Source organism: uncultured Streptococcus sp. (assembly GCF_963536705.1).
Classification (GTDB): domain Bacteria; phylum Bacillota; class Bacilli; order Lactobacillales; family Streptococcaceae; genus Streptococcus.
This window is the reverse complement of record NZ_CAUTAP010000018.1, coordinates 1-17383: the sequence shown is the minus strand read 5'-3', so window position 1 is coordinate 17383 and position 17383 is coordinate 1. Positions and strand designations below refer to the sequence as shown.

The following is a 17383-nucleotide window of genomic DNA, read 5'->3' as shown; positions in this document are numbered from 1 at the left end:
TTTTCTTGAATGTTCTGCTGGCCTATTTGGTTTTCCGTATGATTGCTTGCTTATTTTTTCTATTTTCTCAAAACTCTAGACACATACATTTCTTCCTATCCTCTTGAAATATCAGCCTAATTTTGTTACACTAGATAGAAAGACTGTGAAGGAGACATGATGACGGAACGAGGCTTACTAATCGTCTTTTCTGGTCCCTCTGGTGTAGGAAAAGGGACTGTTAGACGAGAAATTTTTGAAAGCACTGATAACCAATTCCAGTACTCGGTATCCATGACGACTCGTCCTCAGCGTCCAGGTGAAGTGGATGGAGTTGACTATTTCTTCCGCACTCGCGAGGAGTTTGAAGAGCTGATTCGTCAGGGACAGATGCTGGAGTACGCAGAGTATGTAGGAAACTACTACGGGACGCCTCTGACTTATGTCAATGAAACGTTGGATAAAGGTATTGATGTCTTCTTAGAGATTGAGGTTCAGGGAGCTTTGCAAGTCAAGAAAAAAGTTCCAGATGCCGTCTTTATTTTTTTGACTCCTCCAGACTTAGAAGAACTCAAAGACCGCTTGGTCGGCCGTGGGACAGACAGTGCTGAGATTATCGCCCAGCGCATTGAAAAGGCCAAAGAAGAAATTGCCCTCATGCGCGAGTATGATTATGCCATTGTCAATGATCAGGTTCCGCTGGCTGCCGACCGTGTCAAGCGCGTGATTGAAGCAGAGCATTTCCGAGTAGACCGTGTTATCGGCCGTTATCAGGACATGCTTCCAAAAAATGAAACGATTATTCGATAGAAAGTTAGAAATTAGGTAGAAAATTATGATGTTAAAACCGTCTATTGACACTTTGCTGGACAAGGTTCCGTCAAAGTATTCCTTGGTTATTTTAGAAGCTAAGCGCGCGCATGAGCTTGAAGCTGGAGCTCCCGCTACGCAGGAATTCAAGTCTGTCAAATCCACTCTTCGTGCTTTGGAAGAAATTGAATCCGGTAATGTTGTTATCCATCCAGATCCAGAAGGCAAGCGCGAGGCAGTTCGTCGTCGAGCAGAAGAAGAGCGCCTGCGTAAAGAAGAAGAAGAACGCAAGATTAAAGAGCAAATCGCTAAAGAAAAAGAAGAAGGTGAGAAGATTTAAGGTTGGGGATGCTCAATCTTATTTTTTCTGTAATGATGTTTAGGAAAGTGGGGTGAGAATATGAAGGTGGCAAAGATTATTGTGGATGTTCCTCTGATGCAGACGGACAAGCCCTATAGTTATGCTATTCCAGAAGAGTTTGCAGGGATGCTGGCAGCTGGTATGCGGGTTCATGTTCCTTTTGGGCAGGGAAATCGCTTGATTCAAGGGATTGTGGTTGGTTTTGATGAGACAGGAGACCAAGAAGAGCTGAAGGAGATTGCGGAAGTCCTTGATTTCAGTCCCGTGCTGAATCAGGAACAGCTCTGGCTGGCGGACGAGCTGCGCAAGTCAGTCTTTTCCTATAAGATTAGCCTTTTAAAGGCCATGCTGCCTAGTCTTCTCAACTCCAGCTATGATAAACTACTCTATCCGACGGAGCTGCTGAATGATGAGGAACGCTCAGCTATCTTTGGTCAGGAGGACAGTCTTCGCTTTTCTGATTTGGACAAGAAAAGCCAGGCCAAGCTGATGCGACTGACCCAAACTGGCCGCATTCGGCTGGAGTATCAGGCGACGGACAAGAAGCATATTAAGACTGAGAAATGGTATCAGGTTAATCATACCGCTTTGCAAAATCATGACCTTCCCCGACAGGCCAAGAAAAAACAAGCATTAAAAGAAGTCTTGCTAGAGCAGCAGGATAGCCAGCTCTTGGCAGATTTGCGAGAAAATTTTTCGCGCGATATTATTAATTACTTTATCAAAGAAAACCTAATTAGCATTGAGGATAGAGAAATCAGCCGTTCTGTTGCTTATTTCCAAAAGGAGCGACAGCAGCAAAGTCTGACCCTAAATGATGAACAAGCTGCAGCGGTTGCGGCAATCACTCAGAAAATTGGTCAGAGTCATTCTCAGCCAGTCCTTTTAGAAGGGGTCACAGGCAGTGGGAAGACCGAAGTTTACCTGCAGGTCATCGCAGAGGCACTGGCTCAGGGAAAGACCGCTATCATGCTGGTTCCAGAGATTTCTCTGACTCCGCAGGTTACAGATCGCTTTATCTCTAGATTTGGCGACCAAGTTGCTATTTTGCATTCAGGCCTGTCTGACGGTGAGAAATACGATGAGTGGCGCAAGGTGGAGCGAGGAGCTGCTCAGGTTGTTGTCGGGGCGCGTTCAGCTATTTTTGCTCCGATGACAAATATTGGAGCCATCATCATTGATGAAGAGCATGAATCCTCTTATAAGCAGGATTCCAATCCTCGCTATCATGCCAGAGAGGTTGCTCTCCTGCGAGCTCAGTACAATCAAGCTGTTTTAGTGCTGGGTTCGGCGACTCCGAGCTTGGAGAGCCGTGCTCGAGCAAGTCGCGGTGTCTATGATTTTCAGCTGCTCAGCAAGCGCGCAAATCCGCTGGCGCAGATTCCTCAAGTGGAAGTGGTGGATTTTCGGGATTACATCGGGCAGCATGAAGCCAGTAATTTCACCCCGGTTCTGCTAAAGGCTATTCAAGATCGTCTGGATAAGGGAGAGCAGACGGTTCTTATGCTTAATAGGCGGGGGTATTCCAGCTTTGTTATGTGTCGAGAATGCGGGACCGTTGATAGCTGTCCTAACTGTGATATTTCTCTGACCCTGCATATGGACACCAAGACCATGAACTGTCACTACTGTGGTTTTGCTAAGAATATTCCTCAGAGTTGTCCTAACTGTGCCAGCCGCAGCATTCGCTATTATGGTACTGGGACGCAGAAAGCTTATGATGAGTTGATTCAGCTCTTTCCACAGGCTCGCATTTTGCGGATGGATGTAGATACGACCCGTAAGAAAGGCAGTCATGAAGCCATTTTAGAAAGCTTTGGTCAGGGGCAGGCAGATATTCTCTTAGGCACCCAGATGATTGCCAAGGGATTGGATTTTCCAAATGTGACGCTAGTTGGCGTTCTCAATGCGGATACTGCTCTTAATCTACCGGACTTTCGCTCTTCAGAGCGAACCTTCCAGCTGCTGACTCAAGTGGCTGGCCGGGCTGGTCGGGCTGAAAAGGCTGGTCAGGTCTTTATCCAGTCCTACAATCCTCATCATTATGCGATTGAGTTTGCCAAGCAGCAGGATTATGAAGGATTTTATGCTTATGAAATGGGAATCCGCCGGCAGCTAGGCTATCCGCCATATTACTTTACGGTCGGTCTAACCCTGTCGCACAAGGACGAAGAGACAGCAGTTCGAAAAGCCTATGAGGTTATGGATATTCTGCGAAGCGGTCTGTCAGAAAAAGTGCAAATCCTGGGTCCAACGCCGAAGCCGATTGCCCGCACCCACAATCTCTATCATTATCAGATTCTACTCAAATATCGCTTTGAGGACAAGCTGCAGGCGACGCTAAATCAAGTCTTGGACTGGACGCAGAATCGGGACAATAAAGATTTACGCCTGACAATTGATAATGAGCCACAAAATTTTATGTGAAGCATTTTAGCCGAGATTAAGATTGTTGTAGACGACTTCTGATATAATAAGGGAAGGAACAAAGAAGGAATCAATAGTTGAAAATGATGAAAATAATATTTATGGGAACACCGGACTTCTCAGCGACTGTCCTAAAAGGGTTGCTGGATAGCGGTCAATACGAAGTGTTAGCAGTGGTAACGCAGCCGGACCGTGCCGTCGGCCGTAAAAGAGAGATCCGCATGACTCCGGTAAAAGAGCTAGCCTTGGAATACAAGCTACCGGTTTATCAACCGGAAAAACTGGCTCAAAGCTCGGATTTAGAGGAGCTGATGAACTTAGAAGCAGATGGTATTGTGACAGCTGCTTTTGGGCAGTTTTTGCCTAGTCGCTTGCTGGACAGTGTTGATTTTGCGGTGAATGTTCATGCCTCCTTGCTGCCTAAATACCGAGGTGGTGCGCCCATTCACTATGCTCTGATCAATGGTGATGAGCAAGCGGGTGTTACGATTATGGAAATGGTCAAGGAAATGGATGCTGGAGACATGATAGCCAGCAAGGCAACGCCGATTGAAGAGACTGATAATGTCGGAACTCTCTTTGAAAAATTGGCGCTTATTGGTCGAGATCTGTTATTGGATGTGCTGCCAGCCTACAGGGCAGGGCAGATCATTCCTCAGCCGCAGGATCCTAGTCAGGTCACTTTCTCTCCGAATATCAGCCCAGAAGAAGAGAGGATAGACTGGAGCAAAACAAACCGCCAAATTTTCAATCAAATTCGTGGCATGTATCCTTGGCCAGTAGCTCATACCTTGCTGCAGGGGCAACGCTTTAAGATTTACGAAGCAGATATGATGGCTGGTAGCGGTCAGCCGGGACAGATATTGTCTATTAGTAAAAAAGAACTGGTGGTTGCAGCTGGTAAGGGAGCCCTCTCGCTGAAGACGGTTCAGCCTGCTGGTAAGCCCAAGATGGCTATCGTTGATTTTTTGAATGGACTGGGCCGCAGCCTGTCCCTAGGAGATACTTTTGGAAAGTAAGCAAAAAACGGCCCGTTGGCAGGCCTTGGAAATTTTGGAAGAAGTTTTTGAAGAAGGAGCCTATTCCAATATCGCCTTAAATCGAGCTCTGAGTCAAAGTCCGCTGAGTCAAGCAGATAAAGGTCTGGTAACAGAGCTGGTTTACGGCACAGTTGCTCGGAAAATCACTCTGGAATGGTATCTTTCCCATCTGATTGAGGATAGGGATAAATTAGATAACTGGCTCTACATTCTGCTTATGCTCAGTCTGTACCAGATGCTCTATCTGGACAAAATCCCTCAGCATGCAGCTGTTCATGAGGCTATTGAGATTGCGAAAATACGTAAACGAGGCAGCGAAAAATTTGCCAATGCCTTGTTACGTAGGATTGAGCGTGAGGGTGTGGCTGATTTTGAAACAATCAAGCGCAAAAACAAGCGCTATTCGATCCAGTATTCTTTGCCGGTCTGGCTGGTCAAAGACCTGATAGAAGAGTTTGGCGAAGAAAGAGCTCTAGCTATCTTTGCCAGTCTCTTTGTTCGCAGCAAGGCCAGCATTCGCGTGACGGATATGTCGCGCAAGGCAGAGCTTCGCCAGCTTTTAGGGGCTGAGGACTCGCTCTTATCTCCGTCAGCCTTGGTTAAAAGACAGGGGCATTTTGCTGGGCATCAGCTCTTTGAAAGCGGAGCGATTACGATTCAGGATGAGTCTAGCCAGCTTGTGGCTCCAACTCTGGACATCGAAGGAGAGGAGCAGATTCTGGATGCCTGCAGTGCACCGGGCGGCAAGACTGTCCACATGGCTTCCTATCTGACGAACGGTCACATTACAGCCTTAGATCTCTACGATCATAAGTTAGAGCTCGTAGAAGAAAATGCAGAAAGACTGGGCTTGGCTGATAAAATCACTACGAAAAAGCTAGACGCGACCAAGGTGTTTGAGACATTTGGCCCAGATGCTTTCGATAAAATCCTGGTGGACGCTCCTTGCTCAGGTATTGGCTTAATTCGCCGCAAACCGGATATAAAATATAATAAAGAAAATGCAGATTTTGAGAATTTACAAAAAATTCAGCTGGATATACTAGACAGCGTTTGTCAAAGTCTACGTAAAGGTGGTATAATAGCTTATAGTACTTGCACGATTGTGGCCAAAGAGAATTTTGAGGTTGTCGAGAAATTTCTGGCCAGTCATCCGAACTTTGAGCAAGTCTTATTAGACCATGAAAGAAAAGATATCGTCAAAGACGGCTGTATCTTGATTACGCCGGAATTATATGAAAGCGACGGATTTTTTATCAGTCAATTTAGGAAGATATCGGAATAAGAGGAGGAAACTGACAGTATGGAAATTTCATTATTAACAGATGTTGGTCAAAAGCGTACAAATAACCAAGATTATGCCAATCTTTTTGTGAATCGGGCGGGCAAGACCCTGATTATCTTGGCAGATGGTATGGGCGGTCACAGAGCTGGAAACATTGCCAGCGAAATGGCTGTGACAGACTTAGGAGCTGCCTGGGTTGATACACAGATTGATTCGGTGAATCAGGTGCGTGAATGGTTTGCGGAGCATTTGGAAGAGGAAAATCAGCGCATTCATCAATTTGGTCAAGATGAAGAATACAAGGGCATGGGCACGACTTTGGAAGCTTTGGCTATCATTGATAATCAAGCCATCTATGCCCATATCGGTGATTCTCGTATCGGCTTGATTCGCGGTGATGAATACCGTCAGCTGACCAATGATCACTCGCTTGTTAATGCTTTATTGAAAGCTGGACAGATTACTCCAGAAGAAGCAGAGCGTCATCCGCAGAAGAACATCATTACCCAGTCTATTGGTCAAAAAGACGAAGTGCAGCCTGACTATGGCATGATTACTTTGGAGGATGGTGACTATCTTCTGCTCAACAGTGACGGTCTGACCAATATGATTTCTGACAGTGAAATTTGTGACATTGTCACCAGTGACATCAGCCTGTCTGAAAAAACAGAAACCTTAATTCGCTTTGCCAACAATGCTGGAGGACTGGATAACATCACAGTTGCTCTGGTTCGCTTTGACAAGGAGGATAAGGCATGATTCAAATCGGCAAAATCTTTGCCGGGCGATATAAAATCATTAAGCAGATTGGCCGCGGAGGCATGGCAGATGTCTATCTGGCCAAGGACTTGATTTTGGATGGTGAGGAAGTTGCGGTAAAGGTTCTTAGGACCAATTACCAGACAGATCCTATCGCTGTCGCGCGTTTCCAGCGGGAAGCCAAGGCGATGGCTGACTTGGACCATCCGCACATCGTTCGGATTACTGATATTGGGGAAGAAGATGGCCAGCAGTATCTGGCTATGGAATACGTGGCAGGTCTTGACCTCAAGCGCTATATCAAAGAGAATTCTCCGATTTCAAATGAAGAAGCAGTCAGAATCATGGGACAAATCTTGCTAGCAATGCGCTTAGCGCATACACGCGGCATTGTCCATCGTGACCTGAAACCACAAAATGTCCTCTTAACCCCGGATGGCAATGCCAAGGTAACAGACTTTGGGATTGCGGTGGCCTTTGCAGAGACAAGTCTGACTCAGACTAACTCAATGCTAGGCTCGGTTCATTATCTATCACCTGAGCAGGCACGTGGCTCTAAAGCAACTGTTCAGAGTGACATTTATGCGATGGGGATTATTTTTTATGAGATGTTGACAGGTCATATCCCTTATGATGGGGATAGTGCCGTTACGATTGCCCTTCAGCATTTCCAAAAGCCGCTGCCATCCATCATTTCTGAAAATGCTAATGTTCCTCAGGCCTTGGAAAATGTCGTCATTAAGGCAACAGCCAAAAAACTGACGGATCGTTATCAGTCAGTTGCAGAGATGTATGTTGACTTGTCCAGCAGCTTATCTTATGAGCGTCGCAATGAAAAGAAATTGGTCTTTGATGATGTAGCGAAAGCAGACACCAAGACCTTGCCAAAAATCTCGCCTGTACCGCAGCCAGCAGTTCCACCTGTTAAGTCAACACCGCCTAAAGCGGAAGCGACTGAAGTTAAGGAAGAGACACCAGATGCGGTTAAGAAAGTTCCAAAGAAACGTCGTTTGAGAACGCGTTACAAAGTACTTTTCTTTGCAGTCTTATTGGTTTTGGCCGCCTTTGTCGTCCTTCTTTATAACAGCCCATCCAATACCAGCGTGCCAGATGTTTCTGGTCAGACTGTAGCAGAGGCTCGCTCCGCTATTGAAGCTAAGAAGCTGGTTGTCGGAGAGGAAAAGGAAGAATACAGCGACAATGTCGAATCTGGAAAAGTCATTAAAACTGATCCACAGGCCAATAGTCAGCGCCGCGAAGGCAGCAAGATTGACCTGATTATTTCCAAGGGACCCAAGACCTTTGTAATGGAAGATTATGTCGGTCAAGCAAAATCAGCCGTAGTTGAAAATCTGAAAACAAACTATAATGTTTCTGAGAAATTAATTGAGATTGTTGAGGAAGAATCGGACGAATACGAGCCAGGTCAGGTCATTCGCCAGTCTCCGGCAGCTGGTTCGACTTATGATTTGACTTCTAATCATAAGATCAAGCTGACAGTGGCGAAAGAAGTGACTAGTGTGTCCATGCCTGATTTTGGCAGTATGCAGTATACCTATGCGAATGCACGTTCTTACTTGATTCAAATGGGGATTTCTTCTTCCCGAATTGAACGAGTTGTTGACCGTTCGGTCACTTCGACTCAGGCAGACTTGGTAACTTCTCAGTCACCAGCGGCTGGTCAGACAATTAACCTCAAATCTAATGAAAAAATCACTCTTTACGTGACAGAAGCAACAACACCATCGTCATCTAGCTCATCATCTTCATCGTCTAGTAGCAGCTCAAAGAGCAGCTCATCGTCTGAAGATAGCGGACATGGAACTAGTTCCAGCTCATCTGATGGTTGATTAATAAACCATCCATTTTAAGTTTTTCAGCTTAAAACGGATGGTTTTTTCTTTTTTGCTGGACAAATTTCCCCATTTCATGCCTTGGACGGAGGATTTTTGGCCTAATTTTGTTAAAATAGGAAGGTAGAGAAAGGAAACGGCTATGTGGAAGGTTCAATTATTTGTTTTTGTTGAAACAGTCTTATTATCCATGGCATTGGTTACCATGTTGGCAGCTGATTTTTCACGAGTTGTCATTATCTTGGTCCTTTTTTTGCTGCTGCTCTATTATTACTTCGGCAAGCAAAAAGGGAATTTTCTGCTGGTCGCTTCCATGATTATGCTGTTTTTCATTATCATGCTCAATCCCTACGTCATTGCTGCCCTTTTATTCGCGCTGGTTTATGGAATGATTGTGGCCTACCCTTATATCTATAAGGAAAATCAAGAAACCCATCTCGTTTACGAAGAAGATGTGGAAATTCAGAGTGAAAAGAATCGCTGGTTGGGGGACCTGCAGCATTTTTCTAAGGACAGCTGTCAATTCCACGACATCAATCTCTTGCGCATTGTTGGGAAAGACACCATTCATTTGGAAGACGTGATTTTGGTCAACCATGATAATGTCATTGTCATTCGAAAAGGTTTTGGCGATACCAAGATTATTGTGCCGCTGGATGTGGAAATTCAGCTGCAAATCAATACTCTTTACGGGGAGCTAAACTTTCTGCATCATCCGTCCCGCAAGCTACGCAATGAAACCATTTCGCTGACGACACCAGACTATAAACGGGCCAATAAGACAGTGAAGATTGTCCTCGTCAGCTTCTTAGGAAATGTGGAGGTTGTCAGAAAGTGAAGAAATCTAATTATTTTCTCATTCTCCTCTATACTTTCTTTGTCTTATTTATCATCTTCCATTATATTTTCAATATTTTTGATTTCACTTGGCAGGAGCTCTTTAATGATTTGGAGCTGTTGCAGTCTTTTGTGTTCTTTGTTGTGATTATCGGTTTATCACTGACCATTCTGATTGTGATTGCGGCCCGCTTGATACAATATCTGTCGGTAGCCCATGTGCAAAAAAATCTTCGGTCTTTGCTGGATGGACGGAGGCTGGAGCCGACAGATCAGCCTGAACTGGATAGCTCTCTGCATCAGCTTGAGAGAAGGCTGCACCGTCTGACAGAAAATCTCCAAAAGTCTGAAAACCAAACCCTGCAGACGGAAGAGAAAATTATCGAAAAAGAACGGCGGCGGATTGCGCGTGACTTGCACGATACTGTCAGTCAGGAATTATTTGCAGCCAATATGATTCTGTCAGGAGTAGCAGGAAATGTAGAACGGCTTGATGGAGAAAAACTGCAAAAGCAGCTCAAGGGGATTGCAGATATTCTTGACACAGCCCAGAAGGACTTGCGGATTCTTCTGCTCCACCTACGACCTACAGAGTTGGAAAATAAGACTCTGGTCGAAGGTATGGATGTGATTATCAAGGAGCTGACTGATAAAAGCGACATTGATGTTCACTTCAATCATCAGGTTGGGCATCTACCTAAACAGATGGAGGAGCATGTCTTCAGAATCATGCAGGAAATTATCAACAACACACTGCGGCATGCCCAGGCCAGTCGGTTGGATATTTACCTCTATCAGGCGCCTAATGAGCTTAAAATCAAGGTATCTGATAATGGCGTCGGTTTTGATCCGCTGGCTCAGGATGAACTCAGTTACGGCTTGAAAAATATGGAAGACCGTGTACGGGATATGGCGGGCACTTTTAAGCTTTTGACAGCCCCCAGAAAAGGTCTTTCTATTGAAATCACGATACCTTTACTAGAAGGAGAAAATCATGAAGATATTGTTAGTGGATGACCACCAAATGGTCAGATTGGGATTGAAAAGTTATCTGGAACTGCAAGAGGATATAGCAGAAGTATCCGAAGCAGTCAATGGCAAAGAAGGTGTGGAGAAGGCTTTGGCAAGTCGTCCGGATGTGATTATCATGGATATTGTCATGCCTGAGATGAATGGGATTGAAGCGACACTGGCCATTTTGAAAGAGTGGCCGGAAGCAAAGATTCTGATTTTGACTTCTTATCTGGATAATGAAAAAATTTATCCTGTTCTGGATGCAGGCGCTCATGGATACATGCTCAAGACTTCCAGTGCTGAAGAAATTCTCCGTGCCGTTAAAAAAGTGGCCAAGGGAGAATTTGCCATTGAAACAGAGGTCAGCAAGAAAGTGGAGTATCATCGTAACCATATTGAGCTCCATGAGGATTTGACAGCTCGCGAGCGTGATATTTTGGGGCTTTTAGCCAAGGGTTATGAAAATCAACGGATTGCGGATGAGCTCTTTATTTCCCTCAAAACGGTCAAGACTCATGTCTCCAATATCCTGTCCAAATTGGAGGTGAGCGATCGTACTCAGGCAGTTGTTTATGCTTTTCAGCACCATCTTGTCCCACAAGAAGACTTTTAATGGTATAATAGAAAAGATTAAGATTGGACAAGGGGAGATATGGACGCGAAATTAAAGTATAAGGCAAAAAAGATAAAAATTGTCTTTTTCGATATAGATGATACCCTGCGAGTCAAGGATACAGGTTTTATCCCAGATTCTATCCAGACAGTTTTCAAGCAGTTGAAAGACAAAGGGATTTTGACGGGTATTGCGTCTGGTCGAGGAATGTTTGGTGTCGTGCCGGAGCTGAGAGCTTTGCAGCCAGACTTTTTCGTTACGCTGAATGGAGCTTATGTCGAAGACAGCAAAGGGAAGGTGATTTCTCAGACGTTTATCCCGTCTGATAGAGTGACATCCTATATTGCTTGGGCTCGGGAGGAAGGAATTGAATATGGTTTGGTCGGCAGCCATGGAGCAGCCTTGTCCAATCGAAATTCTCTGATTTCAGAGGCCATTGATGTGGTTTATCCAGATTTGCCTGTAAATCCAGACTTTCATTTAGACAAGGATATTTATCAGCTTTGGACTTTTGAGGATAGAGGAGATGGCCTGCAGTTGCCAGAGGCGTTAGCGGAGCATCTGCGTTTGGTTCGCTGGCATCCTCATTCGTCAGATGTCGTGCCGACAGAAGGTTCCAAGGCAGCCGGAGTTTCCAAGGTTGTCGAGCATCTGGGCTTCAAACCTGAAAATGTCATGGTTTTTGGCGACGGACTCAATGATTTGGAATTGTTTGACTATGCAGGAATTGGCATTGCCATGGGCGTTTCCCATGAAGAACTGCGAAAAAGAGCAGATTATATTACAAAAACAGTAGAAGAAGACGGTATTTTTGCCGCTTTAGAGGAGTTAGGTATGGTAGAAAAAGAATTACATTTTCCACAAGTAGAACTTGCAGCAGCAGAAGGTCCAAAAGCGACTATCAAGACTAATCACGGGGACATGAAAGTTCAGCTTTTTCCAGAACAGGCACCAAAAACAGTAGCCAACTTTATTGCCCTTGCTAAAGATGGATATTATGACGGTGTGATTTTCCACCGCATTATTCAGGACTTTATGATTCAGGGTGGCGATCCTACTGGTACCGGTATGGGCGGTCAGTCTATCTATGGTGAGAAATTTGAAGATGAGTTTTCACCTGAGCTTTACAATATTCGTGGGGCTCTTTCCATGGCAAATGCTGGGCCAAATACTAACGGCAGTCAATTTTTCATTGTTCAAAATAAAAATCTTCCTTATTCAGCTAAGGAATTGAGCCGCGGCGGCTGGCCTGAAGCTATCGCTGAAGTCTATGCCAGTCAGGGAGGAACACCGCATTTGGATCGGCGCCACACTGTCTTTGGTCAGCTGGCTGATGAAGCGTCCTACCAAGTTTTGGACAAGATTGCAGCTGTTGAGACTGGGGCTATGGACAAGCCTGTGGAAGATGTTGTGATTGAGACGATTGAGGTTGAAGACTGATGAAAATCGGTGATAAATTAAAAGGCAAAATCACAGGGATTCAGCCTTATGGAGCTTTTGTTGAACTGGAAAACGGAACGATTGGCTTGATTCATATCTCAGAAATTCGTCCAGGCTATATTGAAAATATCCATGATAGTGTAAAGATCGGCCAGCAAGTCTTGGTACAGGTTGTGGACTATGATGAATTTTCTGGGAAGTCCAGTCTGTCCATGCGGACCCTAGAAGAAGAAAAGCACCGTCTTCCTAGACGCCATCGCTTTTCAAATGACCGCTGTAAAATTGGTTTTGAGCCTTTAGGCAGACAGCTGCCTATCTGGATCAAAGAGGCAAAAAAATTCTTAAAAGAAGAAAAAGTTTAAAAAATATCCTGTTCCATAAGAGAACAGGATATTTTGCTTAGATAGAATTGCCATTCAAATCATAGCCGATTGCTAAGTTGAAATGGACATGTTTTCAAAAAATACTAAGCATCAAATTCGTAGAGAGCGGTAGACAGGTAACGTTCGCCGTTATCAGGAGCCAGAGCAAGGACTTTCTTGCCAGCTCCTAGTTTTTTCGCTACTTCAATAGCTGCGAAAATAGCAGCAGCAGATGAAATCCCCACTAAGAAGCCTTCCTGACCGCCAATATAGCGTCCGAATTCCAGTGCTTGATCAGAAGTTACGCGGACAATACCGTTGTAGGCTGCTGTATCCAAGGTCTCTGGAATGAATCCAGCTGAAAGTCCTTGGATTTTGTGAGGACCTGGCTTCTCACCAGAAAGGATAGCAGATTCGTCTGCTTCAACTGCGTAGATTTGGATGTCCGGATTAACTTTTTTGAGAGCATGAGACACACCTGAAATAGTTCCGCCAGTTCCGACACCGCCTACAAAAGCATCCAGTCCAGTTTCACCGAAAGCAGCAATAATTTCTGCTCCTGTTGTTCGTTCGTGAACCTCTGGATTGGCCGGATTATTAAACTGCAGCGGCAACCAACCATTTCGTTCTTGGGCGATTTCTTGTGCTTTTGCAATAGCACCTTTCATTCCTTCGCTGCCCGGAGTCAAGACTAACTCAGCACCATAAGCTTGGATAATTTTGCGGCGCTCCACACTCATGGTCTCTGGCATAACAATGACAACCTTGTAGCCTTTGGCTGCTCCAACCCATGAAAGGCCAATGCCAGTATTTCCGCTGGTTGCTTCAACGATAGTATCGCCAGGCTGGATAAGGCCATCGCGTTCAGCCGCCTCAATCATGCTGAGAGCAATACGGTCTTTAACAGACGAACCAGGATTGAAAGCCTCTAACTTCACATAAACCTCAGCAGCTCCTTCTGGAACCAAGTTGTTCAATTTGACGATGGGAGTTTGCCCAATTAGTTCTGTAATGTTTTGATAAATACGTGACATAGGATACATACCTCAATATAATTTAATAGAATTAGTATAAAATGAAACAAGCGCTTTGTAAAATATAAAAAAGCTATGAGAGCCATAGCTTTTCTTTATGTCAAAACATCCAGGGGATTTCTACTTGGCGCAGTCCTTGATCCATCATCTCCAATTTGCCCTTAAAAAACTCAGTCAGTTTATCTTTGAGCAGTTCTCTTTCACCTTTATCAACAAAAAGAAGGGTGGAGACGGTATCTGTAAATTCAGTATCGTATTCAGCAAGATTTTCCGCCTTAAGAAAATTCGCAAAATCCTGATATTGACTGTAAGACAGTTTTAAGCGCAGGCCAGCCTGTTCTTTTATCTCAACCAGTCCAATCTCCTTAATAGCTAGAGCAACACTGCCGGCATAAGCTCGAATCAGACCGCCGGCTCCTAGCTTAATACCGCCAAAATAGCGAGTAACCACCACACAAAGATTAGTCAATTCATGCTTTTCTAAGACTCCCAGCATAGGAACTCCAGCTGTTCCGCTGGGCTCCCCATCATCACTGGTTCGCTTAATATCACTTTTTTCTCCAAGGATAAAGGCAGAGCAGTTATGAGTAGCCTTGTAATGTTCCTTTTTTATAGCCGCGATAAAAGCGCGAGCTTCTTCCTCGGAGTAAACTCGTTTTACATGGCAGATAAAGCGGGATTTTTTAATTTCCTCTTGAACCATACCATCTTCTTTAATTGTCTTAAATTCCATAACTATATTTTACAAAAAAAGACGAATTTTGCCAAAAAATTACGAATAAATAAGTATGTTAGAGTTACAAGATTGTTTAGGACGGATATTTACAGAAAATCAGTTAGAGCCTAGCTTGCGAGCACAAGCAAAAGAAATTCCCAGTATCCGAGAAGAAAAAGGCAAGCTCCGCTGCGGACGCTGCAACAGCTTGATTGAACGAGAAAATCAGCTACCTGTTGGAGCTTATTATTGTAGAGAATGCTTAATCTTGGGTCGGGTACGGAGTGACCAAAAACTCTACTATTTTCCTCAAGAGGATTTTCCTAAAAATAAAGTGCTTAAATGGCAGGGGCAACTGACAGAGTTTCAGGGGAAGGTCTCCAAAGGCTTGCTTGATGCCTTAGAGAAAAGACAGAATACGTTAGTGCATGCTGTTACTGGCGCCGGAAAAACAGAAATGATTTACCAAGTGCTTGCAAGAGTCATTGATAGAGGTGGTTCTGTGTGCTTGGCCAGTCCGCGGATTGATGTTTGTTTAGAACTTTATCGGCGCCTAAAAGAAGATTTTTCTTGTGAAATAGCCCTTCTGCATGGGGAGTCAGAAGCTTATTTTCGCAGTCCCTTGGTAATTGCGACCACCCATCAGCTCTTGAAATTTTATCAAGCTTTTGATTTGCTGATTGTTGACGAGGTAGATGCTTTTCCTTATGTGGATAATCCCATGCTGTATCACGCAGTAGAGCGTTCTGTGAAAGAGAGTGCTACAACTATTTTTCTGACAGCCACTTCCACAGATGAACTGGATAAAAGAGTTCAAAAAGGTGAGCTGAAGCGCCTGAGTCTTCCCAGAAGATTTCATGGTAATCCCTTGACCATCCCTCAGAAAGTTTGGTTATCTGATTTTCAAAATTATCTTCAGAAGAAGAAAATAGCACCTAAACTTTTGAACTATATACAAAAACAGAGAAAGACTCAATTTCCTCTCTTAATATTTGCTGCAGAAATTCAAAGAGGAGAGGATTTTGCTCAGGCTTTACAGATTGCTCTGCCGGATGAAAAGCTGGCTTTTGTCGCCTCCACAACAGAAAATCGTCTGGAAATTGTTGAACAGTTTCGTCGCAAGGAGATCACTATTTTGGTGACAACGACTATCTTAGAGCGTGGAGTAACTTTTCCTAGCGTAGATGTTTTTGTCTTGGAAGCCAATCATCGCCTGTTCAGTCGTAGTGCTCTGGTTCAGATTTCAGGCCGAGTTGGCCGTAGTATGGATAGACCGACTGGACAGTTGCTATTTTTTCATGATGGGACTACCCTTGCTATGGAAAAGGCAATCCGGGAAATGAGAGATATGAATAAGGAGGCGGGATTATGACAGAGTGTCTTTTGTGCAAAGGGCAAATTGAGGAGAAAAGTAGTTTTTTACAGCTTTTTCTATTAAAAGAAGGAGGACCAAGCTGCTGTCCCGTTTGTTATCAAAATTTTGAACGCATATCTGAAGAGCATTGCCCACGCTGTTTTCGAAACGGGCAATCAGATTTATGTGCAGATTGCCAAAAATGGGAGAAAGAGGGGAATCAAGTCCAGCATCAGTCACTATTTACCTATAATGAAGCAATGAAGGAATATTTCAGTCAATACAAGTTTCAGGGAGACTATGTATTGCGCTTTGTATTTGCAAAAGCAGCTAAAAAAGCAGTCAAAATGTTTAGAGAGCATACCATTGTTCCGATTCCAGTCAGTATCGAAAAATTTCAAGTGAGAGGTTTTAATCAAGTGCAGGGGATTTTAGATGCTGCAAACTTGTCATACAGAGATATCTTAGAGAAAAAAGACACCCTAGCACAGTCGAGCAAGACACGTGAGGAGCGTCTGCAGACGCAGCAGGCTTTTAAAATTAAGAATGGAGTTGATTTGCCAGATAAAATTTTGCTGGTTGATGATATCTATACGACTGGAAAAACCTTGCAATTAGCCAAGCAAATCTTGCTGGAAGCAGGAGTGAAAGAAATTTTGACATTTTCAATCGCAAGATAAGAAAAAATTTGCAAAAAAGGAATGAAAGCGTTATAATGATATTATAAATAAAACATTTATGTTTAGAAAGAAGGTACTTATATGCTTAAATATAGTATCCGTGGTGAAAACCTAGAAGTAACAGATGCTCTCCGTGACTACGTAGTTTCTAAACTTGAGAAGATTGAGAAGTATTTCCAAGCAGAGCAAGAACTTGATGCGCGTGTGAACCTCAAGGTTTACCGTGAAAAGACTGCGAAAGTGGAAGTAACAATTCCGCTAGGCTCCATCACTCTTCGTGCAGAAGATATCTCTCAGGACATGTATGGATCAATTGATTTGGTCACAGATAAGATTGAGCGCCAAATCCGCAAAAATAAGACCAAGATTGAAAGAAAGAATCGCAATAAGGTTGCTACAAGCCAGCTTTTCACAGATTCCTTTGCTGAAGAAGCAGAAGAAATTCCGTCAAAAGTTGTTCGTTCAAAACACATAGATTTGAAGCCAATGGACTTGGAAGAAGCGATTCTGCAGATGGATTTATTGGGACATGATTTCTTTATCTATTCCGATGCTGAGGACAGCAGCACAAATGTTATATACCGTCGTGAGGATGGAGATATTGGCCTGTTAGAAGTCAAATAAATAATCTAAAAAGATTGAGAGCAAGTTTCTCAACCTTTTTAGATTATAGAAAGTCATACACTCAGGTGACATAAACCAGCTTCCTGCTCATAAAGAAATTAACTTTATACTTAGAACTGAAAAATAAACTTTAAAAAAATCAAAAAAGATTAAAAAAGGTATTGACAGTTGGTGGGTATAGGTGATATACTAATAT

Annotated in this window: 17 protein-coding genes; 15 read left to right on the top strand and 2 right to left on the bottom strand. The window is 43.8% G+C overall.

Annotated features, from left to right (window positions below; genetic code table 11):
* Window positions 1–156 precede the first annotated feature (156 nt).
* The 12 genes from gmk (at window position 157) to RWX26_RS09695 (ending at window position 12780) form a co-directional block, all read left to right on the top strand.
* On the top strand, window positions 157–789 hold the full coding sequence (gene gmk, locus RWX26_RS09750; protein WP_002893505.1) for a guanylate kinase: 633 nt from the start codon (window positions 157–159) through the stop codon (window positions 787–789).
* 25 nt (window positions 790–814) lie between these two features.
* Complete coding sequence (gene rpoZ / locus RWX26_RS09745; RefSeq protein WP_002893503.1) at window positions 815–1129, top strand: DNA-directed RNA polymerase subunit omega; 315 nt, start codon at window positions 815–817, stop codon at window positions 1127–1129.
* Window positions 1130–1189: 60 nt separating this feature from the next.
* Window positions 1190–3577: a primosomal protein N' gene (locus tag RWX26_RS09740; protein WP_314581290.1), complete on the top strand. Its 2388-nt coding sequence runs from the start codon at window positions 1190–1192 to the stop codon at window positions 3575–3577.
* Between the two features lie 83 nt (window positions 3578–3660).
* Entirely contained in the window at window positions 3661–4596 is a 936-nt protein-coding gene (fmt, locus tag RWX26_RS09735) for a methionyl-tRNA formyltransferase (protein WP_002905187.1), read from the top strand.
* Window positions 4586–5902 carry a 16S rRNA (cytosine(967)-C(5))-methyltransferase RsmB gene (gene rsmB, locus RWX26_RS09730; protein WP_314581288.1) on the top strand — a complete coding sequence of 439 codons (1317 nt, stop codon included), beginning with the start codon at window positions 4586–4588 and terminating at the stop codon, window positions 5900–5902. Before fmt ends, rsmB begins: the two co-directional genes overlap by 11 nt.
* An 18-nt stretch (window positions 5903–5920) precedes the next feature.
* Entirely contained in the window at window positions 5921–6661 is a 741-nt protein-coding gene (locus tag RWX26_RS09725; protein ID WP_002893499.1) for a Stp1/IreP family PP2C-type Ser/Thr phosphatase, read from the top strand.
* Window positions 6658–8511 carry a Stk1 family PASTA domain-containing Ser/Thr kinase gene (gene pknB, locus RWX26_RS09720; protein ID WP_314581285.1) on the top strand — a complete coding sequence of 618 codons (1854 nt, stop codon included), beginning with the start codon at window positions 6658–6660 and terminating at the stop codon, window positions 8509–8511. Before RWX26_RS09725 ends, pknB begins: the two co-directional genes overlap by 4 nt.
* Before the next feature lie 145 nt (window positions 8512–8656).
* Complete coding sequence (gene liaF, locus RWX26_RS09715) at window positions 8657–9352, top strand: cell wall-active antibiotics response protein LiaF (RefSeq protein ID WP_002893496.1); 696 nt, start codon at window positions 8657–8659, stop codon at window positions 9350–9352.
* Window positions 9349–10368, top strand: coding sequence for a sensor histidine kinase (locus RWX26_RS09710; RefSeq protein WP_314581283.1), 1020 nt, complete (start codon window positions 9349–9351; stop codon window positions 10366–10368). The genes liaF and RWX26_RS09710 overlap by 4 nt, the downstream gene beginning before the upstream one ends.
* On the top strand, window positions 10346–10978 hold the full coding sequence (locus RWX26_RS09705) for a response regulator transcription factor (protein WP_002893493.1): 633 nt from the start codon (window positions 10346–10348) through the stop codon (window positions 10976–10978). Before RWX26_RS09710 ends, RWX26_RS09705 begins: the two co-directional genes overlap by 23 nt.
* A gap of 39 nt (window positions 10979–11017) precedes the next feature.
* Window positions 11018–12418, top strand: a complete 1401-nt coding sequence (locus RWX26_RS09700; protein ID WP_314581281.1) for a bifunctional Cof-type HAD-IIB family hydrolase/peptidylprolyl isomerase — start codon at window positions 11018–11020, stop codon at window positions 12416–12418.
* Window positions 12418–12780, top strand: a complete 363-nt coding sequence (locus RWX26_RS09695; protein WP_002901252.1) for a S1 RNA-binding domain-containing protein — start codon at window positions 12418–12420, stop codon at window positions 12778–12780. Before RWX26_RS09700 ends, RWX26_RS09695 begins: the two co-directional genes overlap by 1 nt.
* 104 nt (window positions 12781–12884) lie before the next feature.
* Here the strand turns inward: RWX26_RS09695 and cysK are convergent, their stop codons facing one another.
* The gene (cysK, locus tag RWX26_RS09690) at window positions 12885–13814 is read right to left on the bottom strand and encodes a cysteine synthase A (protein WP_314581280.1); all 930 of its coding nucleotides are present in this window, start codon (window positions 13812–13814) and stop codon (window positions 12885–12887) included.
* Window positions 13815–13914: 100 nt separating this feature from the next.
* The gene (locus tag RWX26_RS09685) at window positions 13915–14547 is read right to left on the bottom strand and encodes a YigZ family protein (RefSeq protein WP_314581277.1); all 633 of its coding nucleotides are present in this window, start codon (window positions 14545–14547) and stop codon (window positions 13915–13917) included.
* A 55-nt stretch (window positions 14548–14602) separates the two neighbouring features.
* Between RWX26_RS09685 and RWX26_RS09680 the strand changes: the two genes are divergently transcribed.
* The 3 genes from RWX26_RS09680 to hpf all read left to right on the top strand — a co-directional run bounded on the left by RWX26_RS09680 (window position 14603) and on the right by hpf (window position 17187).
* A complete protein-coding gene (locus RWX26_RS09680; RefSeq protein WP_314581274.1) occupies window positions 14603–15901 on the top strand; it encodes a DEAD/DEAH box helicase in 1299 nt (432 codons plus the stop codon).
* Entirely contained in the window at window positions 15898–16563 is a 666-nt protein-coding gene (locus RWX26_RS09675; RefSeq protein WP_002909022.1) for a ComF family protein, read from the top strand. The genes RWX26_RS09680 and RWX26_RS09675 overlap by 4 nt, the downstream gene beginning before the upstream one ends.
* A gap of 81 nt (window positions 16564–16644) precedes the next feature.
* Window positions 16645–17187, top strand: coding sequence for a ribosome hibernation-promoting factor, HPF/YfiA family (hpf, locus tag RWX26_RS09670; protein ID WP_002893481.1), 543 nt, complete (start codon window positions 16645–16647; stop codon window positions 17185–17187).
* The last annotated feature ends 196 nt before the right edge of the window (window positions 17188–17383 follow it).